Annotated in this window: 13 protein-coding genes and 1 pseudogene; 6 read left to right on the top strand and 8 right to left on the bottom strand. The window is 70.4% G+C overall.

The window, feature by feature from the left end; genetic code table 11:
• Window positions 1–147 precede the first annotated feature (147 nt).
• Both JEQ17_RS03710 and JEQ17_RS03705 read right to left on the bottom strand, forming a co-directional pair.
• The gene (locus JEQ17_RS03710) at window positions 148–1,056 is read right to left on the bottom strand and encodes a hypothetical protein (RefSeq protein ID WP_200393825.1); all 909 of its coding nucleotides are present in this window, start codon (window positions 1,054–1,056) and stop codon (window positions 148–150) included.
• A 221-nt stretch (window positions 1,057–1,277) separates the two neighbouring features.
• On the bottom strand, window positions 1,278–2,138 hold the full coding sequence (locus JEQ17_RS03705) for a helix-turn-helix transcriptional regulator (RefSeq protein WP_200393824.1): 861 nt from the start codon (window positions 2,136–2,138) through the stop codon (window positions 1,278–1,280).
• Between the two features lie 127 nt (window positions 2,139–2,265).
• Here JEQ17_RS03705 and JEQ17_RS03700 point away from each other — a divergent pair, with 127 nt between their 5' ends.
• Entirely contained in the window at window positions 2,266–3,261 is a 996-nt protein-coding gene (locus tag JEQ17_RS03700; protein WP_200393823.1) for an aldo/keto reductase, read from the top strand.
• A gap of 347 nt (window positions 3,262–3,608) precedes the next feature.
• Window positions 3,609–5,003, top strand: a complete 1,395-nt coding sequence (locus JEQ17_RS03695) for an MFS transporter (RefSeq protein ID WP_234048050.1) — start codon at window positions 3,609–3,611, stop codon at window positions 5,001–5,003.
• Between the two features lie 93 nt (window positions 5,004–5,096).
• Here JEQ17_RS03695 and JEQ17_RS03690 read toward each other — a convergent pair whose 3' ends face one another.
• Together JEQ17_RS03690 and JEQ17_RS03685 are read right to left on the bottom strand one after the other, a co-directional pair.
• Window positions 5,097–7,280 (bottom strand): MMPL family transporter, encoded by a 2,184-nt coding sequence (locus tag JEQ17_RS03690; RefSeq protein WP_200393822.1) that lies wholly within the window; start codon window positions 7,278–7,280, stop codon window positions 5,097–5,099.
• A 5-nt stretch (window positions 7,281–7,285) separates the two neighbouring features.
• A complete protein-coding gene (locus JEQ17_RS03685) occupies window positions 7,286–7,501 on the bottom strand; it encodes a hypothetical protein (protein ID WP_200393821.1) in 216 nt (71 codons plus the stop codon).
• A 203-nt stretch (window positions 7,502–7,704) separates the two neighbouring features.
• Here JEQ17_RS03685 and JEQ17_RS03680 point away from each other — a divergent pair, with 203 nt between their 5' ends.
• From JEQ17_RS03680 to JEQ17_RS03670, 3 genes are all read left to right on the top strand, one after another.
• On the top strand, window positions 7,705–8,880 hold the full coding sequence (locus tag JEQ17_RS03680) for a sensor histidine kinase (RefSeq protein WP_200393820.1): 1,176 nt from the start codon (window positions 7,705–7,707) through the stop codon (window positions 8,878–8,880).
• Window positions 8,855–9,526 carry a response regulator gene (locus JEQ17_RS03675; protein WP_200393819.1) on the top strand — a complete coding sequence of 224 codons (672 nt, stop codon included), beginning with the start codon at window positions 8,855–8,857 and terminating at the stop codon, window positions 9,524–9,526. The genes JEQ17_RS03680 and JEQ17_RS03675 overlap by 26 nt, the downstream gene beginning before the upstream one ends.
• Window positions 9,527–9,858: 332 nt before the next feature.
• Window positions 9,859–10,836: an aldo/keto reductase gene (locus JEQ17_RS03670; protein WP_200393818.1), complete on the top strand. Its 978-nt coding sequence runs from the start codon at window positions 9,859–9,861 to the stop codon at window positions 10,834–10,836.
• Between the two features lie 176 nt (window positions 10,837–11,012).
• Here JEQ17_RS03670 and JEQ17_RS03665 read toward each other — a convergent pair whose 3' ends face one another.
• From JEQ17_RS03665 to JEQ17_RS03650, 4 genes and pseudogenes are all read right to left on the bottom strand, one after another.
• Window positions 11,013–12,218, bottom strand: a complete 1,206-nt coding sequence (locus JEQ17_RS03665; protein ID WP_267924755.1) for an aldo/keto reductase — start codon at window positions 12,216–12,218, stop codon at window positions 11,013–11,015.
• A gap of 398 nt (window positions 12,219–12,616) precedes the next feature.
• Window positions 12,617–12,880: pseudogene (locus tag JEQ17_RS03660) on the bottom strand (metallophosphoesterase); the annotation flags it as partial.
• Between the two features lie 12 nt (window positions 12,881–12,892).
• A complete protein-coding gene (locus JEQ17_RS03655; protein WP_200393817.1) occupies window positions 12,893–15,181 on the bottom strand; it encodes an FUSC family protein in 2,289 nt (762 codons plus the stop codon).
• Between the two features lie 118 nt (window positions 15,182–15,299).
• Entirely contained in the window at window positions 15,300–15,557 is a 258-nt protein-coding gene (locus JEQ17_RS03650) for a cupin domain-containing protein (protein ID WP_200393816.1), read from the bottom strand.
• 166 nt (window positions 15,558–15,723) lie between these two features.
• Here JEQ17_RS03650 and JEQ17_RS03640 point away from each other — a divergent pair, with 166 nt between their 5' ends.
• The gene (locus tag JEQ17_RS03640) at window positions 15,724–16,620 is read left to right on the top strand and encodes a helix-turn-helix transcriptional regulator (RefSeq protein WP_200393815.1); all 897 of its coding nucleotides are present in this window, start codon (window positions 15,724–15,726) and stop codon (window positions 16,618–16,620) included.
• Window positions 16,621–16,690 lie beyond the last annotated feature (70 nt).

The following is a 16,690-nucleotide window of genomic DNA, read 5'->3' as shown; positions in this document are numbered from 1 at the left end:
TCCCCTCGGGCGACCAGCGCATACCGGTTCCCTGTAAGGGAGTTGGCACGGCGGGACGGTCGTCCACGGCCGTCATGCGCACCGAGAGTACAGAAGTTGATTGCGCAACTAGTTCGCTTGGCCGCTGACGGCGTGTCGCGCCCAGCGTCAGTCACCGCCAACGAAGCCGCTGTCGTGGTCCATGTCCAAGTCGGCAGTGTCGTTGGCGAGTTCGGCTGAATTCCCGCGTCCCGTACGGTCGGTGGACCCGTCCGGGGGCCGGCGGACATTCGCTCCGGCAGTGGACGCTTGCGAGGTGGGCGGAGGGTACGCCCCTCTGGAGACGCTGAAGCCGGTCTCCGGGCTCTCGCCGGCCAGAGCCCGCGCGAGCGCGGCGCGGCAGCGGCGGGTGAACCGGGGCCAGGGACGGGAAGCTTCGGGCGGCCAGGCAGCCGCCAGGAGGGACAGGGCGGCCCAAGGCGCCATCCACAGAAGCGTCCACCATCCGGGGTCCTGGTCGGACAGGCCCGGGAACCCGTTGCCCAGGAGCATCGCGTTCATGGACATCCCGAACGACACCACGAGGGCGGCGAGCAGCGCGGGGACGCGGTACGCGCCGAAACACCGGCGCAGGGGAGCACGGTGTGCTTCCAGGGCCGTGCGGAACGGTGCGAAGCGCGGCTCGGTGAGGAGTTCATGGACGGTGACGCCCTCGTCGCGGCGCAGGGCGGCGGCGAGGGCGGCGAGGGCCGGATCCTCCGGAGCGCCGTGTTGTCCCGGCGTCAGGCTGATCCGACCGGTCTCGTCGACCTGGGCGTGGCCTGCCAGGACGAGCAGTCGTACGGCCACCTCGGCGGCGTATCCCTCCCGCTGAGCCGACGCGCCCTTCCAGGAGGCGCCGAGCCACCACCCCGCCTGGATCGGGTCCACGACCGACCTCCGTGCAACCCGCAGGAACTGCCGCTCCTCGCGCGTGCGCCTCCACCAGGCCACGCCCAGAACCGTGTTGAACCCGGCGAACCCCAGCAGCCAGCCGGCGGTGATCCATCCCATCTCGCTCAGCTCCGGTTGGCTCATGGGCAGGGCACTCTCTCCTCGGACGACCACCAACAGGACGGCAGATCAGCGCACTTGTCGGAGTTTCCCAACAAGTGGCGAATTCATGTCCGATTCTCGGCGCGGGGAGATGCGCGGCTCACCACTTCGCGGTGCCCCGGGCGTCCCGCGTTCCTGCGATGCCGAGCCGCCGCGCTTTAGTCGGCCGGGTCGCCTGGGAACCGGGTCACCGGGGCACCGCGTCACCGTGCCGTCGGGCCCGTTGCCCCTGTGGGGAATTCCTCGACCCCGATCACCCGCAGCAGCTCCAGCCGCTCGCGGGCCTCGGCGTCCGCCGGGGTGAGCACGAGCAGTTGCTGGCCCTGGTCGGGGGTGACCAGGGTCTCGCAGTTCATCAGCAGGCGGCCGACCCGCGGATGCAGCAGGGTCTTGCGGTCGGCGCGCCGGACCGCCACCTCGTGCTCGGCCCAGAGCCGGCGGAAGTCGGCGCTCGCGGCCTGCATCCGGTCGACGAGTCCGGCGACGGTGGAGTCGCCGGTGCGGCGGCCGACGGCCGCACGCAGGTCGGCCACGAGCTGGCGGGCGTGGCGTTCCTGTTCCTCGGGCGGGGTGATGGCGCGGACCGCGGGGTCGGTGAACCAGCGGTACGCGATGTAGCGGCGGTCGCCGGACAAGCCGGTGTGGTCGCCCGTGAGCAGCAGGGCGGCCCGGTTCTGGGCGAGGATCTCGCCCAGGTCGGACAGCACCAGGGCCGGGGTGTCGCCGAGCAGGTCGAGCATGCGGATCAGGCCGGCGCGGGCCTGACGAGCCACCCCTTCGGCCGGTGGGGGCCGATGGCCGGCCAGGTGGAAGAGGTGGTCGCGCTCGTCGTCGGAGAGGCGCAGCGCCCGGGCCAGCGCGCCGAGCAGCTGGACCGACGGCTGACTGCTGCGGCCCTGTTCGAGGCGTACGACGTAGTCCACCGACATGCCGGCGAGCGTGGCCACCTCTTCCCGGCGCAGGCCGCTGGTGCGGCGGCGGGGGCCGTCGGCGATGCCGACCTCGGCCGGGCGGATCGCCTCGCGACGGCGGCGCAGGAAGTCGGCGAGCTGGTCACGTTCCATGACCCCATCGTCCCTCGCGGCGGGGGAGCCGAGCCAGGGAGCGGCGATCCCAGGATGAACGCTCCGCTCCCGTGCGCCGCCGCACGGCCGCAAGGTGGACGGCAGACCGACCACGAAGGAGAACATGATGCAGACACGAACCCTGGGCACCACCGGCCCCGCCGTCTCCGCGCTGGGCCTGGGTGCGATGGGCATGTCGGGCGCTTACGGCGCGGCCGACCGCGCGGAGAGTATCGCCACCGTGCACGCCGCGCTGGAGGCCGGCGTCACGCTGATCGACACCGGCGACTTCTACGCCATGGGCCACAACGAACTGCTGCTCGCCGAGGCGCTGCACGGCCGGGACCGGGACAGCTACCAGCTGAGCGTCAAGTTCGGTCAGCTGCGGGGACCGGGCCGTGAGTTCAGCGGGCAGGACGGCCGGCCCGAGGCGGTGAAGAACTTCCTGGCCTACTCGCTGACCCGGCTGGGCACCGACCACATCGACATCTATCGTCCGGCCCGGCTGGACCCGGCGGTACCGATCGAGGAGACGGTGGGCGCGATCAAGGAGATGATCGACGCCGGGCACGTCCGGCACCTCGGCCTATCGGAGGTCGACGCCGAGACGATCCGCCGGGCGCATGCCGTCCACCCTGTCGCCGACCTTCAGATCGAGTACTCCCTCCTGTCCCGCGCGGTGGAGGCGGACATCCTGCCCACGCTGCGGGAGCTCGGCATCGGCCTGACCGCGTACGGCGTCCTCGGTCGTGGCCTCATCTCTGGGCACTGGTCCGCCGGTCGGACCGCCGGCCCCGGCGACGGGCGCGCCTTCAGCCCGCGATTCTCGAGTGAGAACGTGGCACACAACCTCGCCCTCGTGGAGGCGCTGCGCCGGGTCGCCGACGCGAAGGGGTGCACGGTCGCCCAACTGGCCATCGCCTGGGTGACCGCACAGGGCGACGACATCGTGCCGCTGGTCGGTGCCCGCACCCGCGAGCGGCTGACCGAGGCTTTGCCCGCGCTGGAGGTGAACCTCACGGCCGACGACCTCGCCGAGATCGAGAAGGCGGTGCCGCCGGGAGCGGCGCGCGGCGACCGCTACCCGTCCGCGTTCATGGCCGGCCTCGGCGTCGGCAACTGAGCCCCCACATCCGTCAACGCCCCGGAGGGACCGGTAGCGGCCCCCGGTTCCGGCCCAGCGGATCAGCACGGGGATAAGGGCCGTGCCCTCATCTGCGAGCCGGGTGTAGTGTCGCAGCACTGGAAGTAGAAACGTGTGTTCACTGCCGGGCATCCACGCCGGTCGATGGAGCAGGGGCCACGCGCGCATACGCGGTTCGGACGGGCCGCCACTTCTTCACATCGAAGGAGTGCGCAGTGAAAGCCCGTCGCAATGGAGCTGCCGAGAATGTCGGCGCTCCCACCGAAGCCCCTCGTTCGCCACGTTCCCTCCGCGAAGCGGGGGTAGCCCTCGCAGGGCTGTCAGCGGTGTTTCTCTTCGAGATGCTCGACAACTCGATCCTCAACGTCGCATTGCCGACCATCGGCCGCGAGCTGTCGGCGTCGACGACTGTGCTGCAGTGGGTCACGGGCGTGTACGCCGTCGCGTTCGGCGGGCTGATGCTGGCCCTCGGCGCGCTCGCCGACCGGGTTGGCCGCCGCAAGGTCATGCTGGTCGGCCTGGTGCTGCTGGGCGTGGCAAGTCTGGCAACCGCGTTCGTCACCACGGCGCCGCAGCTCATCGCGATCCGCGTGGCGATGGGTGTCGCGGCCGCGATGACGACGCCGGGCTCCCTCGCCCTGGCGTTCCGCCTGTTCGACGAGGACGGGCTCCGCGTCCGTGCGACCACCCTGATCTCGACCGTGGGCCTGGTCGGACTTGCGATCGGGCCCACGGTGGGTGGCTTCGTGCTCGCGTTCGCTCCGTGGCAGGTACTGCTGCTGGTGAACGTGCCGATCGCCGCACTCGCGTTCATCGGCATTCGACGCGGCATCCCCGCCGACAGGGTGGACGAGCTGCACCGCGACCCGATCGATGGCACGGGCGCCCTGCTCGGCACGACCACGATCGTCCTCGCGCTGGTCGCACCCACGCTGTTCGTCGACGCGGGCACCGCATCGCCTCTCCCGTGGCTGACCACGGCAGCGGCCCTCGTGATGGCAGTGCTGTTCGTCGTCCGCGAGCGTTCCGCCCGCTTTCCGCTGCTCGACCTCGAACTCGTCGCCCGCCCACTCGTGTCGAGCGGCCTGGCGTTCAAGGCCGCCGCAAGCCTCGCGACCGCCGGCCTCGGCTACCTCGTGACCCTGCAACTCCAGCTCGACTGGGGCTGGACACCCGCTCAAGCGGCCATGGGAATGCTGCCGCAGGTCGTCGTGCTCATCGCGGGCGGTGCTCTCATCGGTCCGCTGGTCACGCGCGTCGGCCTCGACAGGACCGCCTGGCTCAGCGCCGGATCCGTCGTGTGCGGGCTCGCCGTCTACGGGCTGCTCGGCCGCTTCGGGTACGTGTGGGTCGCCCTCTCGCTCGTACTCGTGGCCGCCGGTATGCGCGTCGTCGGTGTCGTCGCCGGGACCAACGTGATGCGTGGCCTCCCGACCAACCGCACCACCATCGGAGCGGCGTTGGTGGACACCGCCGGCGAAGTCACCACCGGAATCGGCATCGCCGTCAGCGGGACCATCCTCGCAGCGCTCTTCACCGGTGATATCGCCACATCGAGCTGGAGCACTCACCAGACCACGGAGTTCCGCGAGGCGGTCACCTGGGCCGGCCTCGCGCTCACGGTCCTGGCCGCGGCGCTGGTGGGATGGGGCATCACCCGTGCCCGTCGCGCCGCGGACAGCACGACGCCATGCGTGAACGGTCAGGCCGCCTGTCCGTAGCCGTCCGCGCCAGGAACGCGAAGGAGCGAGCCCGGCCACGGTCCGCCTCGCGCGGGTCACAGCGCAATCCGTGACCCGCGCCGGGCCAACTGGTCAGCTGTGCTCAGGGCGTTCCAAGGACACCTTGGGCAGCTTCCTGGCCAAGGGTGCGGGTAGCCACCAGGCCCACTTGCCGAGCATCTGCATGACGGCGGGAACGATGAGGCATCGGATGACCACGGCGTCGAGAAGGATGGCGACGGCCAGGCCCAGTCCGAACTGCTGGAGCATGCGGTCGTCGCTGAGGACGAAGGCTCCGAAGACGAACATCATGATGGCCGCGGCCGCCGTGATGACCTTGCCGGTGGAGGCGAGCCCCTCACGCACGGATTGCGAAGGGTCTTTGGTGCGCGTCCATTCCTCGTGGATACGGGAGATGAGGAAGACCTCGTAGTCCATGGAGAGCCCGAAGACGATCGCGAAGATCAGTGCCGGGATGAAGGCTTCGATGGGGCCCGACTGGGCTCCGAACCAGCCGTACTGGAACACCAGGGTGACCACGCCCATCGCGGCGGAGATGGACAGCAGGTTCAGGATGGCTGCCTTCACGGGAATCCAGATGGACCGGAAGACCAGCAGGAGCAGGAGCGAGGAGACGCCCACGACGACGGCGACGAACAGGGGCAGCCGGGCGGCGAGTGTCTCGGAGACGTCCTGGGAGGCGGCCGTCGCACCGCCGACCAGCACCTCGGCGCCGGTGGTGTCCTCCAGGGGCGGTGCCACGTCGTCGCGCAGGCGGTGGACGAGGTCCACGGTCCCCTCGTCCTGCGGAGAGGTCGTCGGGTAGACGAAGACGGTGGACAGGGCGCCGTCCGCGGAGGGCAGCGCGGGGCTGGCGTCGGCGACGCCGACGGTGGTGGCGATCTTTGCCCGGACGGCCTGGCCGGCTTCCTGATCGCCCTTCACCAGGACGACGAGCGGACCGTTGAAGCCGGGGCCGAATCCCTCGGCGAGCAGGTCGTAGGCGTGGCGGGACGTGGTCTTCTCGGGGTCGTTGCCCGAGTCGGCGAAGCCCAGGCGCATGCCCAGGACCGGTGCCGACAGGGCCAGGAGCGCGATCACGCCGACCAGCAGGGTCGGGATCGGGCGGCGCTGCACGGCCCTTGCCATGGCGCGCCAGCGGTCACCTTCGGTCTTGCCCTTCGTGGTGGCCTTGGCCCGCTGTTTGAGGACGTGGCGTTGGATGCGCCTGCCGAACAGCGCGAGCAGGGCGGGCAACAGCACGAGGGAGGCGGCCATGGTGATGAGGACGGTGATGGCCACCGCGAGGGCGATGCCCTGCAGCGAGCCGAGTCCGAGGGCGACCAGCCCCAGCAGCGCGACGATGACCGTGCAGCCGGCGAAGAAGACAGTGCGGCCGGCGGAGTCGAGAGCCTTGCGCCCGGCTTCCGTGGGCCGGGCACCCGCCAGGAGTTCATGGCGGTAGCGGTAGAAGATCAGCAGGGCGTAGTCGACGCCGACACCGAGGCCGACGAGCATCAGGATGGGCGGGGTGAAGTCGGCGACGGTGAAGACGTGCGAGGCCAGGGCGATCAGGCCGAGGGCGCCGCCCACCGCGAACAGCGCGGTGATCAGCGGAAGCGACGCCGCCAGCAGCGAACCGAACAGCAGCACCAGGATGACCAGGGCGGCCACGATCCCGGTGAGTTCGGCGGTCGGTGCCGCCTTGTCCTCCGCGTTGCGCGCGGCCTCACCGCCCACCTCGACCTGGAGGCGCTCGGTGGCGATGCTCTGCGCGGTGTCGATGATCCGGGCGACGTCCTCCTTGGGGACCTCCTCGGTCTTGCCGTCCAGCGTGACGGACGCATAGGCGATCGTGCCGTCCTCGGACACCGCCGAGGCATCGGAGAAGGGGCTGCGTACGTCGGCGACCCCCGCCATGCCCTTCACCTCGGCCAGCATCGGTTCGATGCCGGCCTTGGCGCTCTTGATGCCGGCGGCGTCCTTGAACACGATCTCGACGCTGTCGCCCGCCTGATCACTGCCGTGCTTCTTGAACAGATCGGTGGCCGCCTGGGAACCGGTGCCCGGCAGCGAGAAGTCGTTCTTGTACGCGGCACCGGCAGCGGTGGAACCCAACGTGATGGCGGCCACGACAGCCACCCAGAGCACGAGGGCGGCCCAGCGATGACGCTGTGCCCAGCCGGCCAGGGCGCCGAACCGTCCGACGGGCGTGGACGTGCCGCCCTGTGGCCCAGGCGGGGCGAGGGACGCGGCGGAGCCGCGGGGGGAAGACATGATGCCTACCTCGAATTCGAGCGAGTGTTGCCTGGAGTCAGCGCCACGCCCACTACCGCCCCGGCGAATGCGGGTACACCGAGCGCCGGCCCGGCGAACGACCCACCGACCGTGATCGAGAACGTTCCGGCAGCGGTGACCAGCAGAATTCCGGCAGCGGTACCCACGAGTGCGCCGACGAGGGCGGCACTGATCCGGGTGGGAGTGAGGGACGACGACATGCCCTCGATCGTGCTTGCCCGCCCCCGGCCAGGGCGTCGGCCCACGGCTGACAGCTGGCCTGCACCAGCGGCAGGAGGCGGTCGCCGTGACGTACACCAGCAGATGTACGTCCACGCCGCCGCGTACCTCTCCAGCACGCACCCTCAACGCAAACACGGACATACGCCCCGGGGTTCGGCCGCTCTGCAGGCAGAATGAAGCCATGCCGCACCTCGACGTCACCCGCTTCCGCCTGCCCACGGGGCCGCGTGCCGACATGGCACTCGCCGGGGTCGTGCTGGTGCTGGCAGGGGTGGCCGAGGGGCAGCGCCTGGGCTCGAACCAGGACGCGACCGCATCGGTGATCGGCTCCTGGTTCCTGGCGGTCGCGGTGTGCGCGGCGCTGCCGCTGCGCCACCGCCACCCGGTGGAGGTGGGCTGGTTCACGGTGGTCGGCACCGGCGTCTACTACCTCCTGAGCACGGTCGACGCTCCGCTCGTCGTGATCCCGATCGCCGCGTTGTACGCGCTGGCGACCCAGGGGCGGATCCGGGCGTCGGTCGCCATGGCGGCGGTGATGGTCATCGGGGTGGGCGTGGGGACTCTGGCAGGCACCGGTGATGTCAGCGGCACCGCGGTGTTCATGCTGACCGGCTGGCTGGTGGCGGTGGTGGCTCTGGGCGCGATGCGTCACGGTCGGGTCGCCTACGCCGAGGAGGAGGCGAGGCTGCGCGCCACGCAGGAGCGGCTGCGCATCGCCCGTGAACTGCACGATGTGATCGGCCACAACATGTCCATGATCCATGTGCAGGCGTCCTCCGCCCTGCATCGGCTGCAGAAGGACCCCCGTCAGGCGCAGGAAGCGTTGACCGCCATCAAGCGGAGCAGCAAGGAGGGTCTGCAAGAACTGCGCGCCACCCTCGGCGTACTGCGCCAGGTCGACGAAGCGGCCCCCACCGCCCCCTCCCCAGGGCTGTCCAGGATCGACGAGCTGGTCTCCTCGGCAGCTCGGGCGGGCCTGAACGTACGCATCGAGCGGAGCGGAACCCACTCACCGCTGCCGGCCGCGGTGGACCTCGCTGCCTACCGCATCGTCCAGGAATCGCTGACCAACGCCGTCAGGCACAGCGGCGCCCAGCACGCCGTCGTCCGACTCAATCGCGGGGACCGGGAACTGACGCTCAGTGTCCAGGACTTCGGGCAGGGTGGGGCCCGCGTCGTGCACGGGGGCGGCAGCGGGATCGTAGGAATGACGGAACGGGCGCGCGCACTGGGCGGAACGCTGAGCGCCGAAGCCGGCAGCGCGGGCGGATTCGTCGTCCGGGCCCGGCTACCGTTCTCAGACCATCACGAGCCGATCGGCGGAACAGTTGATGATCCGAATTCTGCTGGCGGATGACCAGCGCCTTGTGCGCGCGGGGATTCGCGGCATCCTCGACGACGAGGACGACCTGCATGTGGTCGCCGAGGCCGCCGACGGGCACGCCGCCCTCGCCGCCTGCCGCGAACTGCGGCCCGACGTGGTGCTGATGGACATCCGCATGCCGGGCATGGACGGGCTCGAAGCCGCTCGTCGCATCGCCGCCGATGAGCAACTGGCGGCGGTGAAGGTGGTCATGCTGACGACGTTCGACCTCGACGAGTACGTGTACGGGGCGCTGCGGGCCGGCGCCACGGGTTTCCTCGTCAAGGACACCGAACCGGCGGAACTCCTGCACGCGGTGCGTGTGGCCGCGCGGGGCGACGCACTCATCAGTCCCTCCGTCACCCGTCGGCTCATCGCCGAGTTCGCCGAACGCCCGGACAACACCCGGAAGCCCGACCACTGCCTCGACGCCCTGACCGGCCGCGAACGCGAAGTCATGCAGCTGATCGCCGCCGGCTGCACCAACGACGAGATCGCGGCACGGCTGGTGGTCTCCCCGCTGACCGCGAAGACCCACGTCAGCCGCATCCTGGCCAAACTCGGCGCCCGGGACAGATCCCAAGTCGTGGTCATGGCCTACGAGTACCGCATGGTCAGCCCCGGCTGGCTCACGGACTGAACCCCGACCACGCCGACATCTGACACCATGCCGGCCGAGCGGAGCTGCGCATGGGGGGTCTGTCGCACCCCGGAACACCACACCCCGGAACACCGCTCCCCGGCACAGCCCGGCCTCCCACGTGATGCGCGAAGGCGGAAGACTGCCTTTGGCTTGAAGATCAGGTTCGTGTGACAGGACACCGCCCGGCCTCACCACCGTCAGGCAACGGGAGGCCGGGGCGATCGGCCGAGGCGTTCTGAGGGCTTGGCGGCCGATTCCTCTGAGCCGGCGGAGCCCGGCGCGAGGCGCCAGGTTGCCCGCAGACACCCGAGCAACAGGGAGTGGCACCCATGAAGCACATCAAGTTGGGCGACCTGGACGTTGCCCGCATCGGTCTGGGCGCCATGTCCATGTCCCACGCCTACACGGGCGCGGGCTCGGACGACGCCGAGTCGATCCGCACCCTTCACCGGGCGCTCGACCTGGGCGTCACGCTCATCGACACCGCCGAGGTCTACGGGCCGTACGCCAATGAGGAACTCGTCGGTCAGGCCCTCAAGGGTCGTCGTGACCAGGTCGTGGTGGCCACGAAGTTCGGGTTCATGTCGCACACCGGGCGCGGCGCCGGTGCTCTGGACAGCAGCCCGGCGAACATCCGCGCCGCGGTCGAGGGGTCGCTGAAGCGGCTCGGCACCGACCGTATCGATCTGTACTACCAGCACCGGGTCGACCCGGACACGCCCATCGAGGAGACGGTCGGGACGCTGTCCGAGCTGGTCGCCCAGGGGAAGATCCGTCACATCGGGCTGTCCGAAGCGGGGGTTGAGACCATCCGCCGTGCCCATGCCGTCCACCCGGTCACCGCCCTGCAGTCGGAGTACTCCCTGTGGACCCGCGACCCGGAGCCGGAGATCCTGCCGGTGCTGCGCGAGCTGGGCATCGGCTTCGTGCCCTACTCCCCGCTCGGCCATGGCTTTCTCACCGGTCAGATCCGCTCGACCGATGACTTCGCCGATGACGACTGGCGCAAGAACAATCCGCGCTTCACCGGTGAGAACTTCCAGCTCAACCTGCGCCTGGCCGACGAGGTCAAGGCCGTAGCGGACGAGGTCGGCGCCACTCCGGCGCAGGTGGCCCTGGCCTGGCTGCTGGCACAGGGCGACGACATCGCTCCGATCCCCGGCACCAAGCGGGTCTCCCGTGTCGAGGAGAACACCGCGGCCGACGCCATCGAACTGAGCGCCGAGCAGCTCGCCGAGCTCGACGGTCTGACCCCGGCCGCCGGCGACCACCACGACGAGGCGGGCACGCGGCTGCTCGGCCGCTGAGACAGCCGCCGGCATCAGGCAGCCCGGCCGGGCCAGGCGGCATCGAGCTTCGGCCAAGGTCCCGGTGCGCTGCCTTCCCCGGCACGGGTCGTCCCGGCCGGAACACCCGTCACCATGAGGGAGTCCGGCCGGGGTGGTGAGGATTGTCTTCCGGGCTGTCGAGTGTGTGTCCTCGGTCAGCGGGTCGGTGCTTCGACACCCGTCATGGCGAGGGCCTCCGGTGGAAGGCGGTCGCCATGGATGGTGATGCGGGCGACGGCGGCGTCGAGCTCCTGGAGTTCGTCGCGGCTGAACCTGACTTCTTCGGCACCGATGTTCTCCAGGAGGTGGGACAGCCTGGTGGTACTGGGAATGGGCACGATCCACGGCTTCTGGGCCAGCAACCAGGCGAGGTCGATCTGGGCGGGCGTGGCGCCCTTGCGTACGGCCCAGTCCTGGAGCAGCTGCACCAGCGGCATGTTGGCGGCGAGGTTGTCCCGGCTGTTGCGGGGGAACGCGGTCCGGCGGTCTCCCTCCGTGAAACGGGTGTACGGGCTCATCGTGCCGGTCGTGAAGCCCATGCCCAGAGGCGCCCAGCACACGAAGCCGATCCCGAGTTCCTCACAGAGCGGCAGCACGTTCTCCTCCGGTCCGCGCCACAGCGTGGAGTACTCGTTCTGGATCGCGGTGAGCGGCTGGACGGCGTGGGCCCGGCGGACGGTCCGCAGACCCGGCTCGGAAAGACCCCAGTGCAGCACCTTGCCCTGGGAGATGAGGTCCTTCACCGTGTCCGCGACGTCCTCGATCGGGACTTCGGGATCGACGCGGTGCTGGTAGAGCAGGTCGATGTGATCGGTCCTGAGGCGCTTCAACATGCCGTCGACGGCTCGACGGATGTGCTCCGGGCGGCTGTTCAGGCCGTTTCGTGCTCCGGTGTCCGGGTCGATGTCCCAGCCGAACTTGGACGCGATCACCACGTCGTCGCGGAAGGGCCGGAGGGCGTCGCCGACGATCCGTTCCGACTCGAACGGCCCGTACGCCTCGGCCGTGTCGAAGAAGGTCACCCCCTGGTCGACGGCTGTCCGGATGAGGGCGACCATGTCCTTGCGGCTGGTGACGGGGCCGTAGAGGTTGCCCGGCATGGTCTGGGTGCCGAGGCCGATGCCGGACACCTTCAGGGATCCGAGCCTGCGGTGACCGGTCTGCGTGATGGCCGCGGTCACCTGGTTACGACGGCGGCTCGGAGCCCTGCTGCCGGTGGTGGGCGACGCCGCGTACGCCTGTGGCGCCGCGGCTCCCGACACGGCCATCAGCGAGGTCGCCGCGAGTGCGGCCGCGCTCAGGAAGCCGCGACGGCCATGGTCGGTCGAGTCGCCGTTGGGCGTGCTGTCCTGTTCGTGCATGGGCTACATCCCTCGTGGTCGTCTGTTGAGAGCACCCTTGGTGCGGCATCGTCGGTGGCCAAGAAGCAGACCCTGTTGCCCTGGTGAGGTCTTGTCCCGGCCGGGACGGGGCCCCGGCGAACGGCGTCGGCCTCATCGAATGGCCGAAGTGAAGAGCGTCCGAGATGAGCACCTGGGCACTTCTTGCGGCGGTGTTCGGTCCACGTCCGTGACTTCGGATGACGCCCGCGCTCGTCCGGCGATGAGGCGTCCCGCGGTCCCGATGCTGCCGCGTGGCCAGCCTGATTCAATCAGCGTGCCCGTCGGGTTGGGAGGGCGTGCCGTGCCGGGTAACGGCAGTACCCCTCACGACCGGACAGCGCGCCGGCTGCCGATCGCCGCATAGCCGCCAGGAACCAGGCCTGCATCGAGGCGAGTTGGACAACGGCGATGTCGGACGGTGCACCCACGCGCACCGGTGGGCCCCAGACGCCGGCGCCGCGGCTCACGTACAGCTGGGTGTCGCCGTAGCGCTCCGGGCCGGCGACCGTGGGGTTGGCCAGTTCGGCCAGGAGGCTGCCCGGCCAGAGCCGGCCGCCGTGGGGGTGGCCGGAGAGCTGGAGGTCGAAGCCGGGCAACTCGGTGCGGGCGTTCTCCAGCGGGCGCAGCCCCAGAGTCCGTACGCGCATCTGACGTCAGGTCGGATCGCTGGCCTTGACCGCGGCCGCCAGACCGGGTTGGAGACGGCGGACCGCGTTGAGATGGTCGGCGGTCCAGATGATGCGGACCGCCGTGTCGGTGGCCCAGCCGTCCTCGCCACGCAGATCGTGACGGACGGAGCCGACCAGGCCCGCCTCGGCGCCGGGGTTGCGGGGGAGGGGCTCGGGAACGGAGTCGCGGCTGCCCAGCCCGGCGGCCAGGTCCTGGTACCAGCCGGTCACTCTGCCGGCCGACCCCAGAAGGACAAGGCCTGCGTCGGCCCGATCCGCTTCGGTGGGCTGATCGTCGGCGCGTTGCCACAACCCCAGTACGGCGTCCGCCGCGAGGCGCAGTGCGACGACTCCGGTGACCAGAGTGGTCATGTCGGCGAGGGGGACGGGCTTGGCACCCCGTTCGGCCAGATAGCTGCGGAAGGCGTCGTCGAGTCGTCGGGCGGCCGCGGCCGCCTGGCGGCTCTCCTGCAAGGGGGCGTGGCCGGAAGCGGTCCGGGCACCGCACCTGCCGACCGCGTACCGCACGGCTGCGGCGAGATAGCGGGCGCTGTCCGTGTACGCGGCGGCCAGGGCCCGGTCGACCGCTGCCGCCGCACCGCGAGGCCAGAAGAACAGGCCCACCAGCACGCTCACCGCGCAGCCGATGCCGATGTCCTGGATGCGCAGCAGGACGATGTGCCAGTCCGGGTCCTGGCCGATGTTGAACAGGACGACCAGGGTGATGGTGAAGGCGGCCTGTCCGGCGGCGAAGGAGACGGCGGACGGCGCGATACCGGCGACGAGGATCGCGACAGGAAGCAAGAACCACAGCACGGTGCCGTGGTGACCGATGAGCTGCAGCAGTCCGGCCCCGATGAGCGAACCCACGAGCGTGCCGCCGAGGGCCCTGACCGCGTTCTGTCCGGTGTTGAGCGCGTTCGAGCGCAGCACCGACAGGGTTCCCAGCAATACCCAGAACGAGTGCTGGACGCTCATGAGGTTCGCCAGAGCGACCGCGATACCGAGTCCGATCGCACCTCGGAGGCTGTTGTGCAGCCAGACCGAGTCCGACTGGAGGTGGGCGGCGGCCCGCTCACGGGCGGAGGCCAGCGGTTCGGTCACGGCACCTGGCTCGCGGCCGAGCAGCCGCTCCAGCCAGCCGCGCCGCTCGGCGGCCGAGGCAAGGTCCACGTTCGCAGCGGTCTGAAGCGTGGCGAACCCCAGTTCCTGGGCGCGGAAAGAGGCGTCCAGGGTCTCGATGAAGGCGCGGATCTCCCACTCCGTGCGGGGCCGCTCGTGCACGGGCAACCGAGTGGTGGCGCGGTGTTCCATGCGCTCCAGGCCCACGCGGAGGTCCGCCGCGGCAGCCTGAAGCGTGTCGGGTGAGGCGTGTGGGGTGTCGAGCAGATCAGCCGAGTGCTCCAGGACCGTGGCGACGGCTCGCCGTACGGCGAGGGCCTCGGGGTCGCAGGCGCTGTCGTCGGAGAGCGGCCCGCTGTCGGCCACGATGGTGCTGAGCCACGTCAACTCGTCGACGAGGCGGACGATCGCACGGGAACCGGTCGACAGTCCTGTTGGCCGGTAGGGGGTTGCGTCGAAGGCGGTGCGCAGGTCGGCCGCGGCGTCGGCGGCCTCTTCGGTGACCGCCTGGTGCTGCTCGGTGCCTCTCGCGTCGCCCTGCTCGCCGGTCGACCGGGCGGCATCGGCGCGCAGCTGTGCGGCGGCGGCGCGGCAGACCCGGGCGGCCGGCGCGCTCAGCGGATCGGCGGCGGGCCGGGGCCAGAGCACGGAGACCGCGAGCATGGCGGCGATCGAGGCAAGCCCCGCACCCGCGAGCCTCTCGGGAAGCTCCGACAGCGGCGCGGGCGAGGTCACCGGGAGGATGAATGCCAGAAGCAGTGCGGTCGCCGCCCCCGCGAGTACGGAGCTGACCGCACCGGAGAACAGCACCAGGAAGCCGACGACGACAGTGCCGACGATCGCCGGCCACGTGTGTCCGGCCACGAGCGTGCCGAGACAGATCAACACGCTCCAGGCCACCGCCAACCCGAGGTGGGCCCGAAGCCGTTCCACCAGCGAGCCGCTGAAGTCCACCAGGAGCAGCATCGAGAAGGCACCGAACGCGGCGAAGGTCGCCATTGTCGACGAGTGGATCACTTGACTGCACAGCGCGAACAGCGCCGGCATCACCAGCGCGGTTCGGGTGGCACGGCGTGTTGCGGCCAGCTCCGGATCATGATCGAGGAACCACTCACGGAACCGCGTCGGCCACATCCGCCACCGCTTCTGCATGCCGGCCGCACTTCCTGTCGATGGGATGCCGGGTACCCAGGTGAGCGCGGGAAGACCGTCCTGAACCGCTGACGTCCGTCGGGCGTTGTCGAGGTGCGGTGGCCGCTGCCGGTGGCCGTCATCGACTCACGACTGGGCTCGCCGAACTCCTCACCTTGCCGTCGCGGGCCTGGACCAGGCCGAAGCCCTCGGTGGCGTGCAGGGTCTGGCCGCCCGAGTGCCGGTGCCAGGCGGTGCGGGCGCAGGGGGCGAAGCGCACCACCCCCGCCCGGAGCCGCGAGGGCGCCTCTCCCTCCGCGATCATGTCCACCCAGGCGTCGCCGGCGAACCGCTGGGCAGGTCCCTTCGACGATGGCTGCCTCTCGAGGAATTTCATACCGCCTCGGCGCTCCTACTCGGCTTCTTCGATGATGGCCTTCAACTGCGTGAGAGCTCCCATTTCGCTGGGCCATCCGGCGTAGAAGGCCACATGGGTGAGGGCTTCGACGAGTTCGTCACGTCGCCGAACAGCACCCCTTCGTGCGGCTGTCACACTGAGGGGTGTGGCACGTGAGCAGCAGGAGAGAAACAGCGGCACCGAGCTCGGGCGCTTTCTGCGTGCCCGTCGGACGGAGGTCAGCCCCGAAGAGGTCGGCCTCAAGGCCGGCCCGGGAATGCGCCGGACGCCGGGGCTGCGACGGGAGGAGCTGGCCACCCTCGCCGGGGTGAGTATCGACTACTACGCCCGCTTGGAACGCGGCAGGGAGAGCCACCCCAGCCCTGCCGTCCTGGATGCCCTGGCGCATGCGTTGCGGCTCGGGGAAACCGAGCACAAGCACCTGCACGACCTTGGTCTGCGTGCCGCCCGCAGGCTGTCTCCGAACCAGAGCGTGCCCAGCCGCTCCGTGGACCCCGGTACCGACTTCCTGCTCGAACACCTGCGGCCCTTCCCGGCCCGGGTGCTCAGCCGCACCATGGACCTGCTCGCCTGCAACCCGGGCGGACTGCGGACACTGACCGGGATCGAGCGCTGGCCCGTCGAGCAGCGCAACATCGCGAGGTACGTCTTCCTCCACCCCATGGCTCGCGAGCTCTTCCCGGACTGGGAGGTGATGACTCGTGGCTGCGTCGCCCGACTGCGTGCCCTCGCCGGCACCGACCCCGACGCTCCCGACCTCACGGAGCTCGTCGACGAACTGCGCCTCAAGAGCCCAGAGTTCACGCAGCTGTGGGAGTCCTACGACGTGAAGGCATTCGCCCAGGGGAGTAAGACCATGCAGCACCCCGAAGTCGGAACGCTCACCCTCCACTACCAGTCCCTGCTGATCGAGGGCACCCCCGGGCATCGCCTGGTGACGTACTACGCCCTGCCCGGCACGCCGGACTACGACGCCGTGGTCCTCCTCGACCAGGCGGATCAAGATCGCGGTGCGACCTCCGCCGAGCAGCACCCGGGCTGAGCAGCAGGCGTTCGGAGCCGATGACGCCGACAGGGTTCGCGACGGCGGAGACGGGACGCCGGATTGCTCA

Origin of the sequence: Streptomyces liliifuscus (genome assembly GCF_016598615.1) — a bacterium.
GTDB lineage: Bacteria > Actinomycetota > Actinomycetes > Streptomycetales > Streptomycetaceae > Streptomyces > Streptomyces liliifuscus.
Note: the sequence above shows the minus strand (reverse complement) of the source record. Positions and strands in the feature narration are given on the sequence as shown.